We start from the raw sequence: 9,602 nt of genomic DNA on the forward strand, positions 1-9,602 counted from the left end.
GGCCGGCTGCCGGTAGAGTCGCGCCATGACTTCGGTACTCGTCGTCGGTTACGACCCGCAGGCGATCCCCGGCATCGACGGGACGGCCCTGCGCGAGGCCCTCGACGCCGAGCTGGCCCGGTTCGGCGACCACGGCATCGACGCAGCCATGACCCTCCTCGTCCTCGACGGCTCCGCCGAGCGCACGCTTGTCACGTCCTTGGCCGAACGCCGCTGGGACGTGGTCGTCATCGGCGCCGGCATCCGCAGGACGGAACAACTCCTCCCCCTGTTCGAGCAGACCCTGAACCTCGTCCACCGCCACGCACCCCGGGCCGCGATCGCCTTCAACACGAACGGCGGCGACAGCGTCGAAGCGGCCCGACGCCACCTCTAGGGCCTGTCGTTTGGATCATGCCGCGCGTCTGGGGGTGTGGCACGCACTCCCCCAGAGGGGGGACCCCCCATCGCGTCGCCGCCCTCCTCCGCCGTGCAGCCGCACGCACCACACCCCGCTTGGGTCGGCCGAAACGTGACGTCGGCCCAGCCGACCTGATCCAAACGACAGGCCCTAGCCCCGAACGGCCACCGTGTCGACACCGGCGTCCCTCAACTTACGTGCCAGACAATCCACTTCGGACAACGTGCCGCCGTACACACCGCTCAGCACCCGCCCCGCCATGACCCGAGCGCCCGCCACATCCATCCCGAACTCGGCCCGCACCACACACAGCACGGCGACCCCCTGCCCCGACGCGCCCTCCACGCACAGCCGCGCGGGACCGTGTTCGGCGAGGAGCTGCTCCCGCCGCTCGTCCGGGATCCGGCCCCCGCACACCGCCACGGCGAAACCACAGCCGGAGCACGACGACTCGACGTCCCACCGCAGCCTTCCGCCCGTCAGGGCCTGATTGCCCCGACATGCCGGCGTCGCGCCGCAGGCCGGGCACGCGTCGGAGTAGCTGACGGACCCCGTCACCACTTGGTCCATGCCCCCCCATGTCCCCCCATGGTGAGGAGGGTGCGCGGCCACCCCTCGTCGCCGTGCGGGGGTTCACGGGCCGGGCCGCGCACCCCCGCGCAGCGCCGCGATCACCCCGCCGTCCACCCGGACGTCCACGCCCGTCAGGAAGGACGCCTCGTCGGAGAGGAGGAACGCGACCACCGCGGCGACCTCCTCCGGGCGGCCCTCGCGGCCCAGCGGGGTGCGTTCGACCATGGCCCGCATGGACGGGTGGTGGGCCGCTTCCTGCCGTCCCTGTGGTGTGCCGATGATGCCGGGGGACACCGAGCACACCCGGCCGCCGAGCGCGCCGACCCGTACCGCCTCGCGCCGCGCGAGGCGCCGTACGCCGTGCTTGGCCCAGGTGTACGCCGTGCCCGGATCCTCCACGGACGGCCCCAGCGCGGCGCGCAGCCGGTCCGGGAGGCGGGGGTCGAGCGGCTCGTCCAGTGCCTCCTCCGCCGCCGCGGGGGCGTCGGCCGGTACGAAGTCCGCCGACATCGAGGCGAAGCACACCATCGCCGTCCCCCGGGTGACCAGCGGGCGCAGCGCCTCGTGCAGCAGGGCCGTGCCGACGAGGTCGACGGCGAGGACGCGGCGCCAGTCGCCCATGGTCGGCGAGATACCGGCGGCATGGGCCACGGCCCGGAGCGTGCCGAGCGCACCCACGCGCCGGGCCAGTCCGGTGAGTCCCGCGCCGTCGGTGATGTCGAGCCCGACCGGTTCCACGACCGTACCGGCTCCGGACAGTTCCTCCGCGGCGGCTGCCGCGCCCGCCGCGTCACGGTCGACCACCAGCAGCCGGTCGACGCGGCCGGTCAGCCGGCGCGCGCACGCCAGCCCCATGCCCCGGCCGCCCCCGGTCACCACGCCCACGGTCGTCATCGGCCCTCCTCCTGCACGACGGTCGATCCGCCCGTGGCCCAGATGCGCTCCAGGACCGGCTGGAGCGCGCGGGTCACCAGCTCGATGCGCGGCCCCTGCGGACCCCGGTGGAACGCCCAGTGCGCGGTGCCGTCCGGGCGTACCCCCAGGGCCTCGCACGGATGGCCCCGCCGGACGAGCGCCGCCGAGTCGGCGGCCACGTCGTCCGACCAGTAACCGAGGTGGTGGACGCCCGAGTCGGCGGGCTGCCACAGGGTGCCGGGGATGCTCCGGACCAGCTCGACGCGGGGGGTGGTCACCGAGTACACCGACCGGAGTTCGAGGTCCGTCCCGCCCTCCGGCAGCACCACGTGCGACCGGCCGGCGAGCTCCTCGCACCAGGTGTATCCCCACAGCGCCGACAGCTCGGCCGCGGCCGAGCCGACGTCGTCGACGACCAGTCCGACGTGGAACAGGTCCGCCGCCCGCACTCCGAAAACGCTGTTCTCTCTCACGAGAACAAGATTCTGGCATCGGGGTGCGGAGGCCGACAAGGGTGCGGCGTGCGGAAAGTCGGCTGCCTTCAGGCGTCCCCGCGCAACCAGGCCTCCAGGACGGCGAAGTCGGACGCCGTGAGTCCGGTGCCGGAGTCGACGCGGCGCAGCAGGGCACGCCCCCGATGGTGCGTGGACACCCAGGCATGGTCGAGATCGGTGATCTCGTCGTCCACCCAGGCGAACGGGCGCCCCGCCGCCAGCCGGACCAGGGCGCGCGTCTTCCAGTGCAGCGCGCCCGCCGCGTCCTCCATGGGCGCCTGCGGCAGCCCCGCCACCGGCAGCGCGGGCAGTCCGAGCAGCGGCGCCATCACCTCGTTGGCCCTGGCCATCCAGGCGGTGGCCCACATCAGGACGCAGGGGAGCGCCAGCAGCCGAGGGCCGTGTCCCGGGTCGATCCTCGCCAGCTGAGGATTCGACACGTCCTCCCAGGCGTCCCACCCCTGAGGGGTCGAGGGCAGCAGCGCGCCGGCGTACGGCAGGACCGTTCCGTCGACATCCAGGAAGAGCAGGGGAAGCTCCGTGTGATCCGGCATGGCCGCACGGTAGCGGCCCCGCGTCACCCCCGCCGAGGGGGTACGCACCGCCAGGCGAGGCCCGCGGCCGTGACGTACGCGAGGGCGCCGGCGGCCATGCTGACGCGCAGTCCGGTGGCGGGGTCCGTCGCCGTGGCGAGGAGGCTGCCGCCGAGGGCGACCGCGGTGGCGCTGCCGAGTTGACGTGTGGTGTTGAAGAGGGCGGAGGCGGTTCCCGCGTAGCCCGGGGGAGCGGCGGACATGACCGTGGTCGTCGTCCCCGTCAGGGCGAAGGACGTGCCGAAGCCGGCGGCCATCATGGGGGCGACGAGCAGCGCGTAGGCGGGGTCCGCACCGGCGGCCGCCCAGCCGGCCAGCCCGAGGGCGGCGGTGAGCATGCCGGCGACCACCAGCGGACGGTCGCCGGTACGGCGGGTGAGCCGCCCGGACAGGACGGAGGCGAACGTGGTCATCGCCACCGCGGGGAACAGCGCCAGCCCGGTCGCGAGGGCGCTGTAGCCGCGCTGCTGCTGGAAGCCGACGCTGGCGGTGAACACCATGCCGTAGAAGGCGAAGTTGAACAGCAGGCCGATCACGGCACCGCCGCTGAGCGCACGGGACCGCAGCAGGTCCAGCGGCAGCACGGGGGTGCGGGCGAGCCGCTCGCGCACCGCGAAGGCCACGGCCGCGAGCACCGCCAGACCGATCCCGGCCAGCACGGCCGGATCGGACCAGCCGCGCCGTCCGGCCTCGTTGAGCGCGGCGGTCAGCAGGGCCACGGCCGCCACGACGGCGCACTGCGCCGGCCAGTCCATCACCCGGGCCGGGTGCCGGGGCGAGCGGGCCACGTGCCGCAGCGTCAGTGCCAGACAGGCCGCGCCGACGGGCAGGTTGATCAGGAACACCCACCGCCAGCCCACCGTGGACACGAGCAGCCCGCCGAGCAGCGGCCCGGCCGACGCCGCGATGCCCGCCATCGACCCCCACAGCCCGAAAGCCCGCGCGCGGGCGCCGGGCGCCGGGTAGGCCTGCTGGAGCAGGGCCAGCGAACCGGGCACGATCAACGCCGCGCCGAGCCCCTCGACCAGCCGCGCGACGATGAGGAACAGGGCGTTCGGGGCGAGGGCGCAGGCGGCCGAGGAGGCGGTGAACACCCCCACGCCCAGACAGAAGACCAGCCGGTTCCCCAGCCGGTCGCCCAGCGCGCCGCCCGTCAGCAGGAACCCGGCGAAGACCAGGGTGTAGCCGTCGGTGGTCCACTGGATGCCGGTGAGCGAGGCCGACAGCTCCCGGCCGATCACCGGGACCGCCACGTTGATGACGGTCACGTCCAGGATGACCATGAAGTACCCGGCGCACACCGCCAGCAGCGGTGCCCACGCCCGCTGCCCGGCCGACTCCCCGCCCGTCACGGCCTCAGCTCCATCCCGCCCGCGAAGAATCGACAGCATCGCCACATTACGTGACATTTATCCGGCGGTAGGGCAGTACGGCGTTGCGGCAGCCGAGTCGCACCGGTCGGCCCTCGTGTGCGGCCCCCGTATGCGGCCCTACGCGAGACCGCCGTTGCTCATCAGCAGCTGGCCGTTGATCCACCCGCCCTCGTCCGAGCACAGGAAGTCCACGAGGTGCGCGGTGTCCCGCGGGGTCCCGAGCCGGCCGAGCGGTGTGCCGCGGACGCAGTGGTCCCTGATCTCCTCCGACATCCAGCCGGTGTCGACCGGCCCGGGGTTGATCGCGTTGGCGGTCACCCCGAGATGGGCGAGTTCGCGGGCCGCGGCCAGGGTGATGCGGTCCAGGGCGCCCTTGCTCGCGCCGTAGGGAAGGTTACCGACGGTGTGATCACTGGTCAGGCCGATGATCCGACCGGTCCCCGGGGCCGCGGTGAAGCGGCGTCCGAACTCGCGGATCAGCAGCCAGGAGGCGCGCGCGTTGACCGCGAAGTGCCGGTCGAAGCTCTCGACGGTGGTGTCCAGCAGCCCCGAGTCGACCGACTCGCAGTGACACATCACCAGCGCGGTGACGGGACACCCCAGGCGTTCCTCGGCCACGTCGAAGACCCGCGCCGGAGCCTCCGGATCGGCGAGATCCGCCTCGATCGCCGCGCAGCGCGCACCGGCCTCCGCCAGCGTCCGGCCGATGGCCGCGGCCGCGCCGGACTCCCTGCCCCATTCCATGCGGTCGTCGTACGGCGCCCAGTAGGTGAAGGCGATGTCCCAGCCCGACGCGGCCAGTCTGCGCGCGATGCCCGCACCGATGCCGACGGTCCGCCCCACCCCGGTGACCAGGGCGAGCGGGCGGCCGGCAGCGTGGGCGGACCGGTCCTGATCGCTGTTCGTCGTCACGGACCGGGATCGTCCACGACCGGCATCGCGGGGTCAATCGCATTTCCCGTGCGCGGGGCCCGGTCCACCTCCGCGCTGAACTGCCCATGTAAGCAACGGTGTTGGCTGCTCCGGACCCCGAACGGCCGCACTGATACGGTCCGATCATGCCGCGCCTCGTGGAAGTCCCCGGGTACGTACGCTTCTGGACCGCCTCGGCGGTGTCCGCCCTCGGCTCCCAGGTCACGGGCCTGGCCCTCCAGGTCCTCGTCGCGGTGACACTGGGCGCCTCCGCCACGGAGGTGGGCATCGTCAACGCCGCCCGCTGGCTGCCGTATCTGCTCTTCGGACTCGTGGCCGGCGTGCTGGTCGACCGCTGCCGGCGGGGGCCGCTGATGGTCGGCACGGATCTTGGGCGGGCGGTCCTGCTCGGTGCAATACCCGTGCTGTACGCGCTGGACCGGCTCAGCATCCCGGCGGTGTGCGCGTGCGTCTTCGCCGTCGGTGTGCTGTCCCTGCTGTTCGAGGCGGCGAACCAGTCGTACGTGCCGCGGCTGGTCCCCGAGAACCTGCTCAACGCCGCCTACGCCCGGGTGGAACAGGCCGGGGCGGTGGCGGGCTCGACCGGACCCCTCGTCGCCGGGGTGCTGATCAAGATCATGGGGGCGCCGCTCGCCGTGCTGGTGGACGCCCTCACCTATCTGATGTCGGGGCTGTTCCTCGCCTCGGTGAAGGCACCCGATCCGGTTCCCGAGCGCGGCGCGCGGCGCAGCGTGGGCAGCGAGCTGCGCGAGGGACTGGCCTGGGTCTACCGGCATCGCACCCTGGCGTCCATCGCCCTGACCTCGCACGCGATGCTCCTGTTCAACAGCATGGTGAGCACGGTCTTCGTGGTCTTCGCCCTGCACGGGCTGAGGATCGGGAGCTTCGGGCTGGGGGTCACCTACGCCTGTGCCGGTGTCGGCGCCGTCCTCGGCGGTGCGCTCTCCGGGCGGATCGTGCGGCGACTGGAGGTCGGCGCCACCCTGATCGTCTTCCGGGTGGTGGCCGCGGTCGGCTGGCTGCCCCTGGTCCTGGCCCAGCGCGGACCGTGGGCCCTCGCCTCCGTCGCGCTCGCCTACTTCACCGTCTCCCTGGCGATCGGCGTCGAGAGCCCGGTGGAGATGAGCTACCGGCAGTCGGTGACGCCCGACCGGCTGCGCGGACGGATGAACGCGACGATCCGCTCGATGAACTGGGGCATGGTCGCGATCGGCGCACCCCTCGGCGGCATCCTCGCCGACCGGATCGGCCACCGCTTCGCCCTGACGGTCGGACTGACGGGGGCGGTCGCCCAGGCACTCGTGCTGGCCCTGTCGCCCACCCGTGGGGCTCGGGCCGACAACGCCCTTGCGAAGCAGGCGAGTTGCTGATTTCCCCCGATGTGCCCCGCCCGTTTATGATCTTGGTCGTGACTGTGCAGAATTCTGACAAGACGCTCTCCCGCAAGCAGAGGCTCCAGGAGAAGCAGCGCCGCCAGCTCTCGGTGGTCGACACGGTGGACAAGGCCGAGGCCAAGGTCCGCAAGGCGGAGTCCGAACTGGCCGTGGCGGTCGCCGAGGCGGTGCAGGTGTTCGGCGACGAGAAGTCCGCGTCCGAGGGGCTCGACATGGCGCCCGAGGCGATCCGGCGCTTCCTGCGCATGGCCCAGGAGGAGAACGCGAAGACCGAGGAGCCCGCGGAGGAGGTCTGACCGCCGGCGCCCCGGTCACCGCACCCGGGCACGCCGTCAGGCGCCGCCGGCGGACACGTGACGCGCCAGCTCGGCGGCCAGCCGCCGCATCACGGTGCGGTTGGCGCGCCGCATCGTGGACCGGACGACCGGCGCCAGCAGCCGGTCGGCCAGCGGGGCCCGCACCCAGGCGTACGTGAACGCGACACGGCTGCCGCCGCCGGGCAGCGCCTCGATCGTGTAGGTGCCGTGGGCCAGGCGCCGGCCGCCCGCGCTGACGTTGCGTTCGACGAGGCGCCGTGGCCGGTCGGACTCGACGACCTCGATGTCCACCTCGGTCCGCACACCGCCCAGCGCGACGGTGACCGTGGCGCGCGATCCGACGCCGCGGTCCGGACCGCCGTACCGCCAGCCGGTCAGATAGTGGTCGGTGAACCGCTCATGGTGCGCCATGACGTCGAGGAAGTCGTAGGCCTGCTCGGGCGTCTGCGGTACGTCGATCGACACAGTGACAGACTTCATGCCTCACACGGTACGGTGGCTCCCCCGGGAACCCGAGTTCACCCCCGGACCATCTGATCGGCGAATCCGGTCCGCCAGGTCGGCCGCGCCGGCCGCCAACCCCTGCTGCGCGCCAGCGCGTTGAGCGCGCCGCGTTCCCACTCCTGACGGCCCGTCACCGGCTCGGGCGCGGGCACCCCGAGTGCTCGGGCCAGGGCCGGAAGCCACGCGCGTGCGGGGGCGGGCTCGTCGTCCACGACGTTGACCGCCCCGCCCGGCCAGTCGAGTGCGGCCACCGCCGCGCCCGCCGCGTCGGCGACGTGTACGAAGGAGCCGACCGCGTCGTTCGCGACGGTGCTCCCCAGGAACCGCGCCGACCGGTCGCCGGCCAGCGCCGCAGCGAGCGCCCCGCCCGGTGCGTACCAGGTGCCGGGCCCGTACAGCAGCCCGTAGCGCAGCACGACCGCCGTCTCCAGCTCGGCCGCGGTCTCCTCCAGGGCCCTGACGGCGGCGACCGTCCGCGCCCGGGGCTCGGTGGCCGTGCCGTCGAGCGGCACCGACTCGGCGGCGGGGCCCTCGCCCGGCGCGTAGGCCCAGGAGATCGACTGCGCGACGATCCGCCCGACCCCCGCCGCCTTCGCCGCGTCCACCAGGTTCCGGGTGCCCTCGCGACGCAGTCGGCCGTTGGCGGTCCCGTCCGCGTCGGAGAGGTCGGTGAGCTGGTGCATGACGACGTCCGGCGAGGCCGAGCGGACCGCCTGGCGCAGTCCCGTCGCGTCCAGCGCGTCCGCCCGCACCCCGATCGCCCCCAGGCCCCGGATCCGCTCGACCCCGGCCGGGGTCCGGGAGAGCGCCGTGACCTCGTGCCCGGCCGCGACGAGCATCGGGACGAGCAGCCTGCCGACGGCACCGGTCGCACCGGCGACCAGGACACGCATGAGAACCCCTTTCCGCCGGCCTGCGGGCGCGTCGGGTGGCCCGCGGCCGAGACCCGCTCAGCCCTGGTGGTCCAGTCGGCGCTCGTCCATGCCGGCCATGAGCGCCTGGTGGCTGCGGCGGACATGCTCCCGCATGACGCGCTCGGCGCCGTCGCCGTCCTTGGCCAGGATCAGGTCGACGACCCGGTGGTGCTCGTGGTCGGACTCGCTGAGCCGGCCCGGCTGGGCGAGCGAGGTGCGCACCAGCCGGGAGTAGGCGAGCTGGTTCATGAGCGTCCGGTAGTGCGCCTCCAGCTTGGTGTTGTCGGCACCCGTGACGATCAGGTCGTGGAACTCGTGGACGAGCTGCGCGTACCGGTCGGTGTCGCCCGCGCGCACGGCCTCGTCGGCCTCGCGCATGTTGTCCTGCAGCCGGACCGTCTCCGGTACCGCGCCCCGCAGCGCCAGCAGCCGGGCGGCCGCGCCCTCGAGCAGCTCCTTCATCTGGAACAGCTCGGTGATCTCCCGCCGCGAGGGCACCGCGACGAAGGTGCCGACCCGCGGCCGTACCTCCACCAGGCCCTCGATCTGCAACTGCTTCAGCGCCTCGCGGATCGGCGTACGGCTCACCCCGAAGGTCTCCGACAGCGCCATCTCGGACAGGCTGGACCGCGGCGCCAGCTCACCGGTGATGATCATCTGACGCAGCTCCTCGGCGACCCGGGCCTGCATGCTGGTCTGCTGCAGCGGTTTCCGCGCCCGCCCACTGGGTTGTTGCATGGTACGTGAACGTAGTGCGGCCGGGGGCGTGGCGTCAACCTGCGGACCGCCTGTGATCTGCGCTTTCTCCCTGCCATGCAAGCGTCTCCGCCCCCATCGGGGGGTAGTGGCCAGGTTCGCTTCCCTGTGCCATGCAAGTGAGGCTAGGAGGGTGGAGGGGGCCCGTCAAGAGTCGGCCCTCCCGAAACGGCTGCGACCTGTGTGTTCACCGCTCTCACCAGCGGATTTCGAGTGTTTGTGGCGAGGGTATTGACACGGTTGTACGTCCTCCTTACCGTCCTCTGCCATACAAGAGCTGCCCTTCTTCGCCATCTCGCCTTCCCTGGAGAGCAGGAGCATCCGCATGACAGAAGGAACACCGACGCCGGTCTACGGCAGTGCGGTCACGAAGGTCGAGCCGTTCGGTGTCGATCACATTCCCGACAGCGAGCGGCACGGGAAGCCGAGTTCGCAG

The 9,602-nt window shown here is 73.0% G+C and carries 12 protein-coding genes; 3 read left to right on the forward strand and 9 right to left on the reverse strand.

Going from position 1 to position 9,602, the window contains the following annotated elements:
- The first annotated feature begins 25 nt into the window (after positions 1–25).
- A complete protein-coding gene (locus tag ABZ490_RS49205; RefSeq protein ID WP_359006553.1) occupies positions 26–376 on the forward strand; it encodes a hypothetical protein in 351 nt (116 codons plus the stop codon).
- A gap of 174 nt (positions 377–550) precedes the next feature.
- On the opposite strand, the gene ABZ490_RS49210 is transcribed toward ABZ490_RS49205, so the two are convergent.
- The 6 genes from ABZ490_RS49210 to ABZ490_RS49235 all read right to left on the reverse strand — a co-directional run bounded on the left by ABZ490_RS49210 (position 551) and on the right by ABZ490_RS49235 (position 5,260).
- On the reverse strand, positions 551–970 hold the full coding sequence (locus ABZ490_RS49210) for a hypothetical protein (RefSeq protein WP_359006556.1): 420 nt from the start codon (positions 968–970) through the stop codon (positions 551–553).
- A 63-nt stretch (positions 971–1,033) separates the two neighbouring features.
- Complete coding sequence (locus ABZ490_RS49215; protein WP_359006559.1) at positions 1,034–1,867, reverse strand: SDR family oxidoreductase; 834 nt, start codon at positions 1,865–1,867, stop codon at positions 1,034–1,036.
- The gene (locus ABZ490_RS49220) at positions 1,864–2,361 is read right to left on the reverse strand and encodes a VOC family protein (protein WP_359006562.1); all 498 of its coding nucleotides are present in this window, start codon (positions 2,359–2,361) and stop codon (positions 1,864–1,866) included. The genes ABZ490_RS49215 and ABZ490_RS49220 overlap by 4 nt, the downstream gene beginning before the upstream one ends.
- A gap of 68 nt (positions 2,362–2,429) precedes the next feature.
- Positions 2,430–2,936, reverse strand: coding sequence for a hypothetical protein (locus ABZ490_RS49225; RefSeq protein WP_359006565.1), 507 nt, complete (start codon positions 2,934–2,936; stop codon positions 2,430–2,432).
- Positions 2,937–2,959: 23 nt separating this feature from the next.
- Positions 2,960–4,327 (reverse strand): MFS transporter, encoded by a 1,368-nt coding sequence (locus tag ABZ490_RS49230; RefSeq protein ID WP_359006568.1) that lies wholly within the window; start codon positions 4,325–4,327, stop codon positions 2,960–2,962.
- A gap of 138 nt (positions 4,328–4,465) precedes the next feature.
- Positions 4,466–5,260 (reverse strand): SDR family oxidoreductase, encoded by a 795-nt coding sequence (locus ABZ490_RS49235; protein ID WP_359006571.1) that lies wholly within the window; start codon positions 5,258–5,260, stop codon positions 4,466–4,468.
- Between the two features lie 146 nt (positions 5,261–5,406).
- Between ABZ490_RS49235 and ABZ490_RS49240 the strand changes: the two genes are divergently transcribed.
- Both ABZ490_RS49240 and ABZ490_RS49245 read left to right on the forward strand, forming a co-directional pair.
- Entirely contained in the window at positions 5,407–6,651 is a 1,245-nt protein-coding gene (locus ABZ490_RS49240; RefSeq protein ID WP_359006574.1) for an MFS transporter, read from the forward strand.
- 38 nt (positions 6,652–6,689) lie between these two features.
- Positions 6,690–6,971 (forward strand): hypothetical protein, encoded by a 282-nt coding sequence (locus ABZ490_RS49245; RefSeq protein ID WP_359006576.1) that lies wholly within the window; start codon positions 6,690–6,692, stop codon positions 6,969–6,971.
- Positions 6,972–7,007: 36 nt separating this feature from the next.
- Here the strand turns inward: ABZ490_RS49245 and ABZ490_RS49250 are convergent, their stop codons facing one another.
- From ABZ490_RS49250 to ABZ490_RS49260, 3 genes are read right to left on the reverse strand one after another with little or no spacing between them, the layout of a single operon-like run.
- Positions 7,008–7,472 carry an SRPBCC family protein gene (locus tag ABZ490_RS49250; protein ID WP_359006579.1) on the reverse strand — a complete coding sequence of 155 codons (465 nt, stop codon included), beginning with the start codon at positions 7,470–7,472 and terminating at the stop codon, positions 7,008–7,010.
- Positions 7,473–7,510: 38 nt separating this feature from the next.
- Complete coding sequence (locus tag ABZ490_RS49255; RefSeq protein WP_359006582.1) at positions 7,511–8,389, reverse strand: NAD-dependent epimerase/dehydratase family protein; 879 nt, start codon at positions 8,387–8,389, stop codon at positions 7,511–7,513.
- 57 nt (positions 8,390–8,446) lie between these two features.
- Positions 8,447–9,148 carry a GntR family transcriptional regulator gene (locus ABZ490_RS49260; RefSeq protein WP_359006584.1) on the reverse strand — a complete coding sequence of 234 codons (702 nt, stop codon included), beginning with the start codon at positions 9,146–9,148 and terminating at the stop codon, positions 8,447–8,449.
- Positions 9,149–9,602 lie beyond the last annotated feature (454 nt).

It is taken from the genome of Streptomyces sp. NPDC005811, assembly GCF_040630405.1.
Lineage (GTDB): Bacteria > Actinomycetota > Actinomycetes > Streptomycetales > Streptomycetaceae > Streptomyces.

What these genes read in the sequence shown, in the direction of transcription:
- ABZ490_RS49205 (WP_359006553.1), top strand. Translation starts at nt 26, where the DNA reads ATGACTTCGGTACTCGTCGTCGGTTACGACCCGCAGGCGATCCCCGGC.
- ABZ490_RS49210 (WP_359006556.1), bottom strand. Translation starts at nt 970, where the DNA reads ATGGACCAAGTGGTGACGGGGTCCGTCAGCTACTCCGACGCGTGCCCG.
- ABZ490_RS49215 (WP_359006559.1), bottom strand. Translation starts at nt 1,867, where the DNA reads ATGACGACCGTGGGCGTGGTGACCGGGGGCGGCCGGGGCATGGGGCTG.
- ABZ490_RS49225 (WP_359006565.1), bottom strand. Translation starts at nt 2,936, where the DNA reads ATGCCGGATCACACGGAGCTTCCCCTGCTCTTCCTGGATGTCGACGGA.
- ABZ490_RS49240 (WP_359006574.1), top strand. Translation starts at nt 5,407, where the DNA reads ATGCCGCGCCTCGTGGAAGTCCCCGGGTACGTACGCTTCTGGACCGCC.
- ABZ490_RS49250 (WP_359006579.1), bottom strand. Translation starts at nt 7,472, where the DNA reads ATGAAGTCTGTCACTGTGTCGATCGACGTACCGCAGACGCCCGAGCAG.
- ABZ490_RS49255 (WP_359006582.1), bottom strand. Translation starts at nt 8,389, where the DNA reads ATGCGTGTCCTGGTCGCCGGTGCGACCGGTGCCGTCGGCAGGCTGCTC.
- ABZ490_RS49260 (WP_359006584.1), bottom strand. Translation starts at nt 9,148, where the DNA reads ATGCAACAACCCAGTGGGCGGGCGCGGAAACCGCTGCAGCAGACCAGC.